We start from the raw sequence: 15,714 nt of genomic DNA on the forward strand, positions 1-15,714 counted from the left end.
ATGCGCGTACTGCTGACCGGACACCAGGGCTACCTGGGCACCGTGATGGCCCCGGTCCTCGCGGCCGCCGGGCACGACGTCGTCGGGCTGGACGCCGGCCTGTTCGCGGACTGCGTCCTCGGCCCGACGCCCGCCGACCCGCCGGGGCACCGGGTGGACCTGCGCGACGTCACGGCCGACCACGTGGCCGGGGTGGACGCCGTGATCCACCTGGCCGCGCTGTCCAACGACCCGCTGGGTTCGCTGGCGCCGGACCTCACCTACGACATCAACCACCACGCCTCCGTGCGGCTGGCCCGGCTGGCCCGCGACGCCGGGGTGCGGCGCTTCCTGTACGCGTCCACCTGCTCGGTCTACGGCGCCGCCGGCGGCGACGAGCTGGTGGCCGAGAACGCCCCGCTGCGCCCGGTGACGCCGTACGCGGAGTCCAAGGTGCGGGTGGAGGACGACCTGCACGACCTGGCCGACGGTGACTTCAGCCCGGTGTTCATGCGCAACGCCACCGCCTTCGGCTACTCGCCCCGGCTGCGCGCCGACATCGTGCTGAACAACCTGGTGGGCCACGCGCTGCTGTCCGGCGAGGTGCTGGTGCTCTCCGACGGCACCCCCTGGCGCCCGCTGGTGCACGCCGCCGACATCGCGCGGGCCTTCGCGGCCGCGCTGGTCGCGCCGCGGGAGGCGGTGCACGACGAGGCGTTCAACATCGGCAGCGAGACCAACAACGTCACCGTCGCCGAGATCGCCGAGCTGGTCGCCGAGGCGGTGGAGGGCTCGAAGGTACGGATCACCGGGGAGGCCGGCGCCGACCCCCGCTCCTACCGGGTGGACTTCTCCCGCTTCCGGGCCGCGGTCCCCGACTTCGAGTGCGAGTGGACGGTGAAGCGGGGTGCACTCGAACTCGCCGATGCCTACCGGGAGTTCGGGCTCACCCGGGAGTCCTTCGAGCAGCGCTTCACCCGGCTGGCCGTGCTGCGCGCGGCGTCCGGCGCCGGCACCGTCGACGACACCCTGCGGTGGCGCCGATGACCACGGCCGGCGAGGAGATGCACGCGCTGGTGGAGCGGCTCTACCCGCTCTGCCGGAGCATCACCGGCGACGGCGTGCGCGCCACCCTGGACATCGTCGGCGAGTACGTCCCGCTGGAGGTGCACGAGGTGCCGACCGGGACGCCGGTGCTCGACTGGACGGTGCCCCAGGAGTGGAACATCCGGGACGCGTACATCGCCGACACCGCCGGCCGCCGGGTCGTCGACTTCGCCGCGTCCAGCCTGCACGTGCTCGGCTACAGCGTCCCGGTGGCGGCGACCATGCCGCTGGCCGAGCTGCGCGGGCACCTGCACACCCTGCCCGACCACCCGACCTGGGTGCCGTACCGCACCAGCTACTACACGCCGGACTGGGGGTTCTGCCTCGCCCAGGAGACCCTGGACGCGATGCCGGACGGCGATTACGAGGTGCGCATCGACTCCACGCTCGCGGACGGCCACCTCACCTACGCCGAGCACGTCGTCCCCGGGCAGGTCACCGACGAGGTGATCGTCTCCTGCCACGTCTGCCACCCGTCGCTGGCCAACGACAACCTGGCGGGCGTCGCGGTGGCGACCTTCCTGGCGCGGGAGCTGGCGCAGCGGACGCCGTACCACACCTACCGGTTCATCTTCGCGCCCGGCACCATCGGGGCGATCACCTGGCTGGCCCGCAACGCGGAGCGGGTGGACCGGGTCAAGCACGGGCTGGTGCTGGCCTGCGCCGGCGACCGGGGCCGGCTGACGTACAAGCAGAGCAGGCGCGGCGACGCGGAGATCGACCGGGTTCTGCGGCACGTCCTGCGCGCAACCGAACGACCGCACCACATCACCGAGTTCACGCCGTACGGCTACGACGAGCGGCAGTACTGCTCGCCCGGGTTCGACCTCGGCGTCGGCTCGCTCAGCCGCACCCCGTACGCCGGGTACCCCGAGTACCACACGTCGGCGGACAACCCGGACTTCGTCTCCCCGGAGGCGATGGCGGACACCCTCGCGGTCTGCCGCGAGGCGTTCGCCGTCCTCGACCGCAACCGGCGGTACCTCAACCTCAGCCCGTACGGCGAACCGCAGCTGGGCCGGCGCGGGTTGTACGACTCGCTCGGCGGCCGCAGCGACGCCAAGCAGGCACAGCTGGCCATGCTCTGGGTGCTCAGCCTCTCCGACGGCGAGCACGGTCTGCTGGACGTCGCCGAGCGGTCCGGGCTGCCGTTCGACACCGTCGCCGCCGCGGCCGACGCCCTGCACGGCGCCGGGCTGATCAAGGCATGACGCCGATGACCACCGGGGGGACGAAGGCGACGGCCCCGTCGACGGCGACACCGAAGCAGGCGACACCGTCGACGGCGACACCGGAGCAGGCGACACCGGAGCAGGCGCCCGGAGCGGCCCGGCGCAGCGCCAGGCGGGCCCTCGTCGGCCGGCTGTCCTGGGGGCTGGCCGACCAGGCGGCCTCCAGCGTCAGCAACTTCGTGGTGGGCGTCTTCGTGGCCCGCTCGCTGGGGGTGACCGCGTTCGGCATGTTCAGCCTCGCCTGGGTGACGTACGGCGTGGTGCTCAACGTCTCCCGCGGGCTGGCCACCGATCCGCTCGTGGTGCGCTTCAGCGGCGTGCCGGACGCGTCCTGGCGCGGGGCGGTGGCCCGCTCGACCGGTACCGCACTGGGCGTCGGCGCGGTCATCGGCGCGGTGAGCCTGGTGGCCGGGCTCGGCTTCGGGGGCAGCGTGGGGTCCGCGTTCGCCGCCCTCGGTGTCATGGTGCCGGGGCTGCTGCTCCAGGACGCCTGGCGGTTCTCGTTCTTCGCCGCCGGCGCCGGGCGGAAGGCGTTCGTCAACGACGTCGTGTGGGGCGTCGCGCTCGTCCCCGCCATGGTCGTGGCGGCCCGGGTGGGCAGCGTGGCCGCCTTCGTGCTCGCCTGGGGCGCGTCCGCCACGGTGGCGGCGGGGTACGGCTGCCTCCAGTCCGGCATCCGGCCCCGGCCGGCCGAAGCGGCCGGATGGCTGCGCGAGCAGCGCGATCTCGGCTACCGGTACCTGGTCGAGAACGTCAGCCTCAGCGGCGCGAGCCAGCTGCGGGCGTACGGGCTGGGCGCGATCGTCGGGGTCGGCGCGGTGGGTGCGGTGCGGGGCGCCGAGCTCCTGCTCGGCCCCTTCCTGGCGGTGCTCATGGGGCTCTCGCTGGTCACCGTCCCCGAGGCGGCCCGGGTGCTGCGGCGGGCCCCGCAACGGCTCGGCAGGTTCTGCCTCCTGCTGGGCGGCGGCCAGGCCGCCGGCGCACTGCTCTGGGGCACGGCGCTGCTGCTCGTACCCGGCCGGCTCGGCGAGCTGGTGCTCGGCGGCGTCTGGCACTCCGCCTCGGAGCTCATCGTGCCGATCACCCTCGGCGTCGCGGGCGCGGGCCTCGGCACCGGCGCGGCGGCCGGGCTGCGCGCGCTCGGCGCGGCCCGGCGCAGTCTGCGCTGCCAGTTGTTCGCCTCCGCCTGCTACGCCGGCGGCGGGCTCGGCGGGGCGGCCGCCGCCGGCACGACCGGCTCGGCCTGGGGCGTCGCCGCCGCGACCGTCAGCGGCTCGGCCGTGTGGTGGCTGCAACTGCGGTCCGCCCTGCGCGAGCACCACAGCGCCCCCACCCCCGAAGTAGAGGACGGCACCCCGGAAGTGAGGACCTCATGACCGCCCGACCCAGACTGAGCATCGGCCTGCCGGTGTACAACGGCGAGGAGTACCTCGCCGAGTCGCTCGACGCCCTGCTCGGCCAGACCTACGAGGACTTCGAGCTGATCATCTCCGACAACGCCTCGACCGACGCGACGCAGGACATCTGCCGCCGGTACGCCACGCGGGATTCGCGCATCCGGTACCTCCGGCTGCCCCGGAACATCGGCGCCACGCCGAACCACAACCACGTGTTCGCCGAGTCCCGCGGCGAGCTGTTCAAGTGGGCCTCGCACGACGACCTGTACGGCCGGGACCTGCTGCTGCGCTGCGTGGAGGCGCTGGACGAGCGGCCGGACGTGATCCTCGCGCACGCCGACCAGGCGGTCGTCGACGGCGACGGCCAGGTGAAGGTCCCCTACGAGTACACGCTCGCCACCGCCTCGCCGCACGCGCCGGAGCGCTTCCGCAGCATGCTGTTCGAGCCCGGCGGCGACGACTTCTACGGGGTGCTGCGGGCCGACGTGCTGCGCCGGGTGAAACCGATGGACAGCTACCACCACGCGGACCGCACGTTCGTCACCGAGATCGGCCTGCACGGACCCTTCCACCAGGTGCCGGAGCTGCTGTACTTCCGCCGCGACCACCCCACCCGCGCCGAGCGGGCGAACCCCTCCAAACGCTCCCGGTGCGTCAACCTGGACCCGCGCCGGGCGGGCGCGCTGCACCCGACGCCCCGGCTGCTCGCCGAGTACGTCTGGGGCTTCGTCTCCGCGGTCCGGCGGGCGCCGTTGTCCCCGTCCGACCGCCGGGCCTGCTACCGCCACCTGGCCGCGTGGCTGAGCAGCCGGGCCCGGCCGGGCGCGGGCGAACGGGTCGAGGACCGCGCCCCGGTCGACCCGGCCGGGCTCACCGTCTCCGTCGACGCCCTCGTGGCCGGCCGCGAGGGGCGGCAGACATGACGTCCGCGCACGCGAACCCGGTGCGGGTCGGGGTGTTCGGGCTGCTCGGCTCCGGCAACCTCGGCAACGACGGGTCGTTGGAGGCCGTGCTCGGGTACCTGCGCGCCGAACACCCGGAGGCGGTCGTGGACGCGCTGTGCGGCGGGCCCGAGGCCGTGACGGCCCGGTTCGGGATCCCCGCCACGCGACTGCACTGGAACCGCGCGGAGTACCGGACCGCGTCGCGGGGGGGCGCGATCGCGGCGAAGGGCGTGGGCAAACTCGTCGACGCCGTCCGCACCGCCGCCTGGGTGCGCCGGCACGACGTGGTGATCGTGCCGGGCATGGGCGTCCTGGAGGCCACCCTGCCACTGCGGCCGTGGGGCTTCCCGTACGCGCTGTTCCTGCTCTGCGCGAGCGGCCGGCTGCTGGGCACCCGGGTCGCGCTGGTCAGTGTCGGCGCCGCCGAGATCCGCAACCGGCCGACCCGGGCCCTGGTGCGCTGGTCCGCGCGGCTGGCCGCGTACCGGTCGTACCGGGACGCCCCGTCCCGCGACGCGATGCGGGCGATGGGCGTGGACACCGCCCGCGACGAGGTCTACCCCGACCTCGCGTTCTCCCTGCCGACCCCGTCGGCCGGCACACGACCGGCCGGCCCGCCGTCGTCCCCGCCCGGCCGGGTCTGCCTCGGCGTGATGGACTTCCACGGCGGCAACGACGACCGCGCCCGGGCCGAGGAGATCCACCGGCGCTACCTGGACGGGACGATCCACTTCGTCCGGGCGCTGGTCGCGGAGGGCCGGCCGGTCCGGCTGCTCACCGGCGACGACTGCGACGCGTCGGTCGTCACCGCCGTCCTCGACGCGGTGGACTCGCCGCTGGTCACCGCCGCCGAACCGGCCTCGCTGGCCGACCTGATGGCGGAGATGGCGGCCGCCGACACCGTGGTGGCGGTCCGCTACCACAACCTGATCTGCGCGCTGAAGACCGGTACGCCGGTGCTCGCCCTCTGCTACGCGACCAAGAGCGAGGCGCTGATGGCGGACATGGGCCTCGGCGCGTACTGCCACCCGGCGCGCGAGGTCGACGCCGACCGGCTGCTGGAGCAGTTCCGGGAGCTGGAGAAGAGATCGGCGGAGCTGCGGCGGACCCTCACCGAGCGGAACCTGGCCGCCGCCCGGCGCCTGGAGCACCAGTTCACCGCCCTGACCGCGGCCCTCTTCCCGGCTGACCACGCCCACGCCCACGCCCAGACCCACGCCTTGCGGGAGGCCCCATGAAGGTGACCGAAGTCCCGGCGATCGCCGGCGCGTACCTGTTCGAGCCGACGCCGTACGCCGATGAGCGCGGCTTCTTCTGCCGCACCTTCGACGCCGACGTCATCCGCTCGGTGGGCCTCGACCCGGACGCCTTCGTCCAGCACAGCGTGTCCCGCTCGGTCGGAGGCGTGCTGCGCGGCCTGCACCTGCGCTCCGGCGCCGGCGAGGCCAAGCTGGTGCGGTGCTCCTACGGGAGGGTCTTCGACGTCGTCGTGGACCTGCGGCCGGACTCGCCGACCTACCGCAACCGCGCCTTCTTCGAGCTGTCCGGCGAGACGCAGGTGAGCGTGTACATCCCGGCGGGGTGTGCGCACGGCTTCCAGGCGCTCACCGAGACCGCCGACGTCTCGTACCGGATCGACCGCCCGCACGATCCCGCCGAGGACGTGACGATCGCCTTCGACGACCCGGAACTCGCCATCCCCTGGCCGCTGCCGGCCGTCTCGGTGTCCAAGCGGGACAGAGAGGCACCGGGCCTCGCCGAAGTCCTGCGACACCGGGAGGGGTGAGGTCGGCGTGGACACCGGACACACCGAGGAGTTCAGCCTGCCCCGGTCACGGGCGGCGAACGAGCGGCTGCACGCGTTGGTCCCCGGGGGCGCCCACACCTACGCCAAGGGCGACGACCAGTACCCGGAGCACCTGGCCCCGGTGATCAGCCACGGCCGCGGTGCCCACGTGTGGGACGTCGACGGCAACCGCTACATCGAGTACGGCTCCGGCCTGCGCTCGGTCAGCCTCGGCCACGCCCACCCGCGCGTGGTCGAGGCGGTACGCCGGGAGCTGGAGCGCGGCAGCAACTTCGTCCGGCCGTCCGTCGTGGAGCTGGAGGCCGCGGAACGCTTCCTGGCCACGGTGCCGACCGCCGAGATGGTGAAGTTCACGAAGAACGGCTCCGACGCCACCACCGCCGCGGTGCGCCTGGCCCGCGCCGTCACGGGGCGGTCGCGGGTGGCCGTCTGCGGCGACCACCCGTTCTTCTCGGTCGACGACTGGTTCATCGGCACCACGCCGATGGACGCCGGCATCCCCGCCGCGACCACCGAGCTCACCGTGGCGTTCCCCTACGGGGACCTGCCCGCCACGGAGGAGCTGCTCACCCGGTACCGGGACGAGATCGCCTGCCTGATCCTCGAACCCGCCGGCCACACCGAACCGCCGCCCGGCTACCTCGCCGGCCTGCGCGAGCTGGCCGACCGGCACGGCTGCGTACTGGTCTTCGATGAGATGATCACCGGCTTCCGCTGGTCCGAGGCGGGCGCCCAGGGCCTGTACGGCGTCGTCCCCGACCTCTCCACGTTCGGCAAGGCGCTGGGCAACGGCTTCGCCGTCTCCGCGTTGGCCGGGCGCCGCGACCTGATGGAGCGGGGCGGGCTGCGCCACTCCGGGGACCGGGTGTTCCTGTTGTCCACCACGCACGGTGCGGAAACGCACTCGCTGGCCGCCGCGATGGCCGTGCAGACCACCTACGTCGAGGAGGGCGTCACCGCTCGGCTGCACGCCCTCGGCGAGCGGCTGGCCGCCGGTGTCCGCGAGGCCGCGGCAGGCGCGGGCGTCGGCGACCACCTCGTCCTGCGGGGCCGGTCCAGCAACCTGGTCTTCGCCACCCTCGACGAGAACCGGCAGCCCTCGCAGCAGTACCGCACCCTGTTCCTGCGCCGGCTCCTCGCGGGCGGTGTGCTGGCACCGTCGTTCGTGGTGAGCAGCGCGCTCGGCGACGACGACATCGACCGCACCGTCGACGTGGTGGCCCGGGCCTGCGCCGTGTACCGGAAGGCGCTGGACGCCGCCGACCCCACCCCCTGGCTCGCCGGGCGGCCGGTGAAGCCCGTGTTCCGACGGCTGGCGTGACGTCACATCACATGATGTGACGTCACGTCATGTCACGTCAGCGACGCTCACGCCGACCGGCTTCGGCCGGCCGGTCGGCCATCCGGTCGACCAGCCACGCGGTCCCCGGTACCACCGCCAGCGCGGTGCACCAGCCGCCGAGGACGTCGGTCGGGTAGTGCGCGTCCAGAGCGACCTGCGCCCAGCCCATGGCGGCGCCGGCGACCAGAGCCGCGGCGAGCACGAGCAGGGTGCCGGCCGTCCCGCCGAGGCCGGGCCCGTCCCGGCCTCGGCGGCGGGTCGCGAGCATCGCCACCACGAGGGCGAGCGCGGTGGCGAAGGCGGTGTGCCCGCTCGGGTAGGACAGGTACCCACCGTGGATGGTGCGCCCCACCAGGTGCTTGAGCAGCGTCGTCGTCCCCACCGCGATGCCGACGCCGGCAACGACGAACACCGCCGCCCGAGGCCGCCGGAGCAGCAGGCAGCCCGTCACGATGGCAGCGACCAGCGTCGCGGCTCCCACCGGCTCCCCCAGGGAGTCCATCGCCAACGCGGCGTGCCGCCACGGCGGCCCCACCCCGTCCACCGCCGCCCGGACCCGCGCGTCCACCCTGCCGGGCTCGCCCTCGCCGGCATACCGGAACCCGAGGACCACGACCACCAACGCGGCGAGGGCCGCCATCAGCCCGAGCCCCACGCGCAGCGCCGGGGCCAACACGGACGCCGGCCGGCCGGTCACACGCCCACCGCTTCCGCTCGGCCCGCGGCCGCGACGGCGGGGCGTGGTGGCCGGACGACTCCGGTGACCGCGAGTCCGGGCACGCCACGGCCGGTGCGTCCCGTCACGACCCCGGCCGCCGCGGGCAGCTCAGAATGCGGGCACCGGTCCGGCACCGCCCGGTACGGCATCGCCCGGCCCGGCCCCCAGGCGCTCCCGTCGAAGTGGTCGACGCCACCCGGGTCGACCCGGACGTCGCCCCTCACCTGGACCGGCTGCTGTTCTGACGTCCGCTCAGGCTCCACCTCTGCAGGCATGGGCCGAGTATCCCAGCGGCCCACCGGCGCCGGCAGCCGTTCACGAAGAACGGCTCCACCCGGATCGAGCCGGAGGTCGACGCGTGGCGCCGGGCTCGCGGAAACGAGGCGCGACACCCTGCCCTCGTCCCGTGCGCGTCCGGCACCCGCGAACCGGCCACCGCCCGAACGCGTGACCGCATCGGTCGGCGGATAGCATCCTGAGACCCTGCGGAACGCGGAACACTCCGTGCGCGTCGGCTCCCACCCGGGCCTCGACGACGCCGCACAGCTCACCGTGCCGGCATCACCGGAGGACGTCGCCGAGGCGATCACCTCGCTGGCCGCCGCTGCCCGCGGCTGACCGCGGACAACGGCGTAGGGGTCAGGTGCCCCGACCGCACCCGGTGCTTCACCGCGACGGATGGGCGAGCGTCACGATCGGGTACTTGTTGATCGCGCAGGCGGCCTCGGGGAAGTTCACGCCGTCGACCTTTCCGGCCGCGCCCTTGACATCGGTCTGGTAGACGAGCCCGGCGTCGGCCTCGCCCAGCCCGACCTCCGTGAGCGTGGCGGTGACGTCCTGTTCGTAGCTCACGGGCGTGACCGTGACGTTGCCCGCCGCGAGCGCGGTCTGGGCGGCGGCGCCGCAGGGGACGGTCTTCGCGCAGAGCACCACCTTGACCGAGGGGTTGGCGAGGCCCTGCAGCTCGGTGATGTGCAGGGGATTGCCGGGCTGGACGGCGATCTCCAGCCCGTTGCCGACGAAGACGGTGGGAGTGCCGGCCGCGTCGCCCTTGTCGGTGACGGTCCTCATGGTGGCGAGACTGGCGGAGGCGAACACGTCCGCCGGTGCGCCGTTGACGATGCTGGCGGCCAGGGTGTCGCTGCCGCCGAAGTTGAAGACGACCTTGGTGCCGGGATGCGCATCCTCGAACATCTTGCCGATCTGGGTGAAGGTGTTCTTCAGTGAGGCGGCGGCGAAGACGGTCACCGTGCCGGTGACCGCCGACGAGGCCGAGGCGGAGGCGGCGGGGCTCGACGAGCCACTCGAACCGCTCGAACCGCTCGAGGAGCAGGCACTGAGCGCCAGCAGAGCTGCGGCGGCGGCGCCGGCAGTGACGGAGCGGTGCACGGTGATCTCCCTGGACCGTGGGGGGCGGTCCTCGCGAGCATAGAGCGGGTGATACCAGCAGATAGGGGACATCCGGCTCGCATTAGCCCGACTGAACGAGCACCTGGCCTGGCACCTGCCAGGCCGGGTCATCACCGCCGCCGTCACCGTCGACACCGCCACCGTCGACGCCGTCACCGAGCCCGGTCTCCCGGCGTGCCCCGACCCCCTCCTGCCCCACCCGCCCGACGACGCTGCGGTGGGACCCGCCGCACCCGGCCCGCCGGAAGCCCGACGCGCGGGTGGACGACGGCCCTCCTATCGTGGAATTGAGCGTCCACAGAGGAATCGCCCCTGCCATGGGCCCGCGCCGACTCCCGGCACCCCGTCCCCCAGCACCACAACACGTCACCGCACTTACGGGGAGTCATCATGACTACGCCCCGCGACTCCCGCCGCTCCGCCCCGGCCCCGACCGGCGGCGGCTACCGCACCTCCCTCCCCTGGCGGATCATCACCAGCGCCTCCGAGTACGTCGACCGACGCATCGGCTGGGACCGGTTGCCGGTCGCCCCGGGCCTGCTGACCCTCCTCGGACTGCGGGTCAGACTGCGGCAGCAGAACCTCCACGACACCGGCCGGCTCCCCTCCGTCGATCCACCGACCCCCGCACCCGCGTCCGCGAAACAGCGGGTCAACCGGACCGCCGACGGCAGCCACAACGACCTCGGCGAGCCCCGGATGGGCATGGCGGGCACCCGCTTCGGTCGCAACGTCCCGCTGGACCGGATCGCCCCGGCCACGCCCGAGTCCGTCCTGTCCAGGCCGAACCCGCGCGAGGTCAGCCTCGCCCTGCTCACCCGGCACGAGCTGATCGCGGCCGAGTCGGTCAACTCGCTGGTCGCCGCCTGGCTGCAGTTCATGATCCGCGACTGGTTCAGCCACGGTACGAGCCCCACCGACCACCCGTGGGAGGTGCCGCTGCTGGACGACGACCCGTGGCCCGAGCGGCCGATGCGGATCATGCGGACACCGGACGACCCGACCCGGGACCCGCACGCCCCCGCCGGGACCCCCGACACCCGCGTCAACGTCTCCTCCCACTGGTGGGACGCCTCCCAGCTCTACGGCAGCGACGGGACCGAACAGCGCCTGCTGCGCACCGGAGAGCTGGGCAAGCTGCACGTGTCGGACAACGGACAGACCCCGTTCTCCGCGGACCCCTCGCGTGACCCCTCCCGCATTCCCGGCTTCTGGCTGGGCCTGGCCCTGATGCAGGACCTCTTCGTCCGGGAGCACAACGCGATCTGCGACCACCTGCACGGCGCCTACCCGTCCTGGGACGACGAGGAGTTGTTCCAGCGGGCCCGGCTCGTCAACGCCGCACTCCTCGCCAAGATCCACACCGTGGAGTGGACGCCGGCCGTGATCAGCCACCCCACCACCGTCGCCGCCCTGCGGGCCAACTGGTGGGGCGTCGCGGGCGAGCGCGTGCACAGGCTGTTCGGCCGGATCAGCGGGAGCGAGGTCGTCAGCGGCATCCCAGGAGGCGGCACCGACCACTACGGCGTCCCCTACTCCCTCACCGAGGAGTTCGTGGCCGTCTACCGCATGCACCCGCTCGTCCGCGACGACTGGCCCCTGCGGTCCGCCGACGACGACGCCGGCCTGCGGCAGTGCACGTTCCGTGACATCTCGGGGCCCGACGCGCTGAAGGTCCTCGGGACCCTGCGGACGGCCGACCTGCTGTACAGCTTCGGCACGCTCCCGCCGGGCCTGGTCACCCTGCACAACTTCCCGAGGTTCCTGCAGGAGTACCGGCGTCCGGACGGGAACCTGCAGGACCTCGCGGCCACCGACATCCTGCGCAGCAGGGAGCTGGGCGTCCCCCGTTACAACGCGTTCCGGCGGCTGCTGCGGCTGAAGCCCGCACAGGACTTCCAGGAGCTGACGGACAACCCGGAGTGGGCCGAGGAGATCGAGCGGCTCTACGAGGGCGACATCGAGAAGGTCGACCTGACGGTCGGGATGTACGCGGAGAAGCTGCCCACCGGATTCGCCTTCAGCGACACCGCGTTCCGCATCTTCGTCCTGATGGCGTCACGGCGGCTGAACAGCGACCGCTTCTTCACCGAGTACTACACCCCCGGGGTGTACTCCAAGGCCGGCATGGCCTGGATCGACGACAACACCATGGTCACGGTGCTGCTACGCCACCACCCTGAGCTACGGACGGCCCTCGCGGGCCTGACGAACGCCTTCGTGCCGTGGCACACCGCCGGGAGGCCGCCGAGCTGACGGGCCTCCCCCTGGCCCTGGCCCTAGCCCTGGCGAACGATGGGGCCTCCCGCCAGGCGAACGAGGGGCCACCCGCTTGCCGAACGAGGGGCCGCCTGCGGGGCCGCCGGCCAGGCCGGTCCGGTTCACGCCGACACGGGCGAGCCGTCGGACCGGACGCCGCCCGCGCCCCCGGCCGCCGACGGCGGTTTACGTCCGGGGCCCGGTGTGCCAGGCTGAAAGCGTGCGTGGGTTCCCCGCACCCGACGGCGGGAAACCCGGCTCCGGTGTTCCGGAATCGTCACCTTCCGTCACCCGAACCGGTGCGGGCCATCGGTGACGCTGTGTACCCGGGCTCCGGTCGGCCGGGCCCGGAGGCCCGTCGGACGCGGCGGGCAGCCCGGTCCCGCGCTCACGCACCGCAGCCGTCGAGCGGGGCCACCGGCAAGGTGGTGAGTGTCGTGAGCCTGGTTCAGATCGAAGGCTCCGAGGATGTGCTGCGCGCCGTGCAGGGCATCGCGGAGCTCCACCTGGTGCGTTCGAGCCTGGAGGCCCGTTCCGACTACCGCTACAAGGTCGCGGCGTACGCGTCCGACCGGGCGGTCGAGGCCGCGGTCGCGCAGGGTGCGCAGGTAACGGTGCTGCTCTCCTCGGAGGACGTCGACGAGCACCACGCCCGGATGTCGGCCGTGATCGGCCGGGGGTACACCGAGCGCGGGGAGGTGTGAGCGATGCCCCCGCCCTACGCCACGCCGACCGTGCCGCAGACACCGGCCCAGATCGAGGCGGCGCTCGCCGACCTCGCGGCCACCTTCCCCGCCCTGTGCACGCTCGGTGAGTTCCCGAACCGCAGCGTCGAGGACCGGGAGATCCACTTCATCCGCATCGCGGACGCACCGCAGGACGGCCGTCCGGCCGTGGTGCTGACCGGTGGCGTCCACGCACGCGAGTCCGCGCCGCCGGACGCGCTGGTCCACTTCGCGCAGAACCTCCTGGTGAGCCGCACCACCGGCGCCGACATCGTCTTCCCCGCGTCGTCCTGCCGGCCGCTCCCGGCCGGGCCGACGGTGAACTACCCTCCGTTCACCATCCCGGCCGTCGAGGTGGAGCGGATCCTGAACGGCGTCGACCTCTACGTCGCGCCGCTGATCAACCCCGACGGCCGGCTCTTCGACCAGCTGAGCCCGCCGTCCGACCCGATCGGTGCCGGCTGGCGCAAGAACCGGCGGTCCCACCCCGACCCGGCCAAGATCGGGGTGGACATCAACCGCAACCACGACATCGCCTGGAAGTTCGAGGACTACTACGACATGGAGGTCTACCTGTCCTTCTACCGGGACGGCCCCGCCTCCACGGACAGCAGGGCGGAGACCTACCGGGGACCGTCCGCGGCCTCCGAACCGGAGACCGCCAACGTGCAGTGGCTCATCGACGACGCCAGGGCCACGTACTTCGTCGACGTCCACCAGTTCGGCCGCAAGGTCCTGCTCTGCTGGGGCATCGAGGACAACGGCAGCGACCCGTCCATGAACTTCTCCTCCCCCACCTGGACGGGCAAGCGGGACGGCCTCCGCCCGGGCAGCCCTGGCCTGCCGCCGGACCGCCCCAACTACCGGGAGTTCGTCACCAACTCTCCGCCGCACTTCGTGCGCAAGACCCTCGGCACCATCGCCGGTGAGATGCGGGACGCCATCCTGCGCAGCGCCGGGGTGGACCCGACCGTCAGCACCGCGAGCCCCCGGCGCGCCCACTCCACCTACGACGTCGGCCAGAGCGCCTCGCTCTACCACCCGATGGGCGGACCGGTCACCGGCACCACCGACGACTACGCCTTCCGCCGGCAGTTCGACGACCCGGCCAGGGCACCGGTCTTCGCCTTCACCATCGAAACCGGGCACGAGGAGGAGTCCGGGTTCCACCCCGACTACGACAGCCCGCCCGGGCACTACGCCAAGATCGAACGGGAGGTGCACACGGCGCTCGCGGCCCTCTGCAACTTCGCGGCCTGAGCACCGGATTGCGGGTTTGCCGGATCCGGAACGGTACCGGGCCGGCCGCCGAGGCGGCGGCGGCGAGGCGGCCGGCCCGGCGCGGACACCGCGGTGCACAGGTCGGCGCCGTGGGCTTCGCAGGAGCCCGCGAGCGTCGCAGGAGCCCTGGACGAGTCATTCCGAAGTGATCACCAGTGCGGTGAGCAGGGTATCCAGGTCATTCGTCACAGAACGATCTTGGCCGCCCTGTCTGTCTCTCCGGCCGCCGGCAGGGGCCGCCCCATTGCACGGCTTCACGCTTGAGTAGGCCACAAGCTGCGGGAGACCGGACGCCGCCGCCATGGCCGCCCGTGCCGGACCTCCCGGTCCGCGCTGTGGCCAAGAGCACCCAGGACAACGCGAAGGTCTCAGATCTTCCGCCGTCTGCTGCCCGCCGCTGTCGAGGGTGGCGACGACCTGGCCGCCTTCGCGTCCCGGTCTCGGCCCGACATTGCCCGAACCCCGTGCCGTGTTCATGCCGTTGGTGTCATAGTCGGACGTTATGTGGACAACGCTTGCGCCGCTCATCGGCGTCCTACTCGGCGGGCTCATGTCGATGCTGGCCCAGCGCTCGGCAGGACGCGCCTTGGAACGCGGCGAGGCGCGCCGCAGTGTTCGTGAACTTGCCGAGGCGCGCCGCAACGAGCGTCTCACTCACCTCATCGAATTTCTGTCTGCGGTGCAGGAAGCAGAACGAGTCGCGGTGGATCGGCATCACCACGACCTGGCTGACGAGCAGTGGCAGGCCCGGGCAAGGCAGGTCCTTGACAGGGTGTGGGTGATGCAGAAGACGATCCACGTACTGTGCGCGTCCGAGGTCAGCGAAGCGGCACGCAGCCTCGCGTTCGCACTACAGGACGTGATCAGAAATGGCCCTGAAGACCCGGGAGAGCCACAGGACGAGAAGGTCTGGGCACACATACATCCGAGCCGACAGGCATTCCTTGATCTCGTGCGCGACCAGCTGAGTTGAACCCCGGGGAGGGATTCGGCAGCTGCCGTGAGCGGCGCGGGACAAGCAGCACCAGCTCCGGCCTCCATTGTGCGGCGAGCGTCATCTACTTCGCTGGCTTCTCGAGGGTTGCAAAGCCCGCCTTGGCACAGGAGGCGTGCATGTCCGCGGGCCAGCGGCAGGCCATCGAATGGCCCCTTGGCCCATCGACAAGCTGATCACGATCACTTCGGAATGACTCGTCCAGGGGTCGACGACGACGTGGGCGGAGCCGTCGTCGTCAAGGACGAGAGGCGCGGGCGGACGGCGAGCGCACCACCGCCCTCGGCGACCGCCCGTGCACCCTGCGGAACCGATCCTCGGGGCCCGGACGCCCTGGCCGGACGCCCTGGCCGGACGCCCTGGCCGGACGCCCCGGCCGGACGCCCCCGGATGCCCTGGCCCGATGAGCGAGCTCCTGCTCCCGTGCCCGGAATGCTCCGGCCAGTACACCGACGGGAGGAACGCGCCGCTGGTCCGCCCGGAGTGCGGCGGCGCGGGCGCCCGCCCCGGGCGCGGCCG

Annotated in this window: 13 protein-coding genes; 11 read left to right on the plus strand and 2 right to left on the minus strand. The window is 72.9% G+C overall.

Annotated elements, in window-relative coordinates; all coding sequences use genetic code 11:
* Genes J5Y04_RS22205 through J5Y04_RS22235 form a run of 7 tightly spaced genes read left to right on the plus strand, consistent with a single transcriptional unit; the run spans nucleotide 1 to nucleotide 7,787 of the window.
* Nucleotides 1-1,026, plus strand: a complete 1,026-nt coding sequence (locus tag J5Y04_RS22205; protein WP_209413839.1) for an NAD(P)-dependent oxidoreductase — start codon at nucleotides 1-3, stop codon at nucleotides 1,024-1,026.
* Nucleotides 1,023-2,297, plus strand: a complete 1,275-nt coding sequence (locus J5Y04_RS22210; protein WP_245205210.1) for a DUF4910 domain-containing protein — start codon at nucleotides 1,023-1,025, stop codon at nucleotides 2,295-2,297. Before J5Y04_RS22205 ends, J5Y04_RS22210 begins: the two co-directional genes overlap by 4 nt.
* A gap of 5 nt (nucleotides 2,298-2,302) precedes the next feature.
* Nucleotides 2,303-3,694, plus strand: coding sequence for a hypothetical protein (locus J5Y04_RS22215; RefSeq protein WP_374106079.1), 1,392 nt, complete (start codon nucleotides 2,303-2,305; stop codon nucleotides 3,692-3,694).
* Nucleotides 3,691-4,638: a glycosyltransferase family A protein gene (locus J5Y04_RS22220; RefSeq protein WP_209413841.1), complete on the plus strand. Its 948-nt coding sequence runs from the start codon at nucleotides 3,691-3,693 to the stop codon at nucleotides 4,636-4,638. The genes J5Y04_RS22215 and J5Y04_RS22220 overlap by 4 nt, the downstream gene beginning before the upstream one ends.
* Nucleotides 4,635-5,897 (plus strand): polysaccharide pyruvyl transferase family protein, encoded by a 1,263-nt coding sequence (locus J5Y04_RS22225; protein ID WP_209413842.1) that lies wholly within the window; start codon nucleotides 4,635-4,637, stop codon nucleotides 5,895-5,897. The genes J5Y04_RS22220 and J5Y04_RS22225 overlap by 4 nt, the downstream gene beginning before the upstream one ends.
* Nucleotides 5,894-6,445 carry a dTDP-4-dehydrorhamnose 3,5-epimerase family protein gene (locus tag J5Y04_RS22230; protein ID WP_209413843.1) on the plus strand — a complete coding sequence of 184 codons (552 nt, stop codon included), beginning with the start codon at nucleotides 5,894-5,896 and terminating at the stop codon, nucleotides 6,443-6,445. Before J5Y04_RS22225 ends, J5Y04_RS22230 begins: the two co-directional genes overlap by 4 nt.
* Before the next feature lie 7 nt (nucleotides 6,446-6,452).
* Nucleotides 6,453-7,787 carry a glutamate-1-semialdehyde 2,1-aminomutase gene (locus J5Y04_RS22235; protein WP_209413844.1) on the plus strand — a complete coding sequence of 445 codons (1,335 nt, stop codon included), beginning with the start codon at nucleotides 6,453-6,455 and terminating at the stop codon, nucleotides 7,785-7,787.
* Between the two features lie 37 nt (nucleotides 7,788-7,824).
* Here the strand turns inward: J5Y04_RS22235 and J5Y04_RS22240 are convergent, their stop codons facing one another.
* The gene (locus J5Y04_RS22240; protein ID WP_209413845.1) at nucleotides 7,825-8,505 is read right to left on the minus strand and encodes a phosphatase PAP2 family protein; all 681 of its coding nucleotides are present in this window, start codon (nucleotides 8,503-8,505) and stop codon (nucleotides 7,825-7,827) included.
* Between the two features lie 687 nt (nucleotides 8,506-9,192).
* Nucleotides 9,193-9,915 (minus strand): molybdate ABC transporter substrate-binding protein, encoded by a 723-nt coding sequence (gene modA, locus J5Y04_RS22245; RefSeq protein WP_307853238.1) that lies wholly within the window; start codon nucleotides 9,913-9,915, stop codon nucleotides 9,193-9,195.
* A 411-nt stretch (nucleotides 9,916-10,326) separates the two neighbouring features.
* Here modA and J5Y04_RS22250 point away from each other — a divergent pair, with 411 nt between their 5' ends.
* From J5Y04_RS22250 to J5Y04_RS22265, 4 genes are all read left to right on the plus strand, one after another.
* Nucleotides 10,327-12,192 (plus strand): peroxidase family protein, encoded by a 1,866-nt coding sequence (locus tag J5Y04_RS22250; protein ID WP_209413847.1) that lies wholly within the window; start codon nucleotides 10,327-10,329, stop codon nucleotides 12,190-12,192.
* A 440-nt stretch (nucleotides 12,193-12,632) separates the two neighbouring features.
* Complete coding sequence (locus J5Y04_RS22255; protein WP_209413848.1) at nucleotides 12,633-12,899, plus strand: hypothetical protein; 267 nt, start codon at nucleotides 12,633-12,635, stop codon at nucleotides 12,897-12,899.
* Nucleotides 12,900-12,902: 3 nt separating this feature from the next.
* Entirely contained in the window at nucleotides 12,903-14,180 is a 1,278-nt protein-coding gene (locus tag J5Y04_RS22260) for a M14 family zinc carboxypeptidase (RefSeq protein WP_209413849.1), read from the plus strand.
* A gap of 523 nt (nucleotides 14,181-14,703) precedes the next feature.
* Complete coding sequence (locus J5Y04_RS22265) at nucleotides 14,704-15,174, plus strand: hypothetical protein (RefSeq protein WP_209413850.1); 471 nt, start codon at nucleotides 14,704-14,706, stop codon at nucleotides 15,172-15,174.
* Nucleotides 15,175-15,714 lie beyond the last annotated feature (540 nt).

The organism is Kitasatospora sp. RG8 (assembly GCF_017813315.1).
In the GTDB taxonomy this organism is placed as follows: domain Bacteria; phylum Actinomycetota; class Actinomycetes; order Streptomycetales; family Streptomycetaceae; genus Kitasatospora.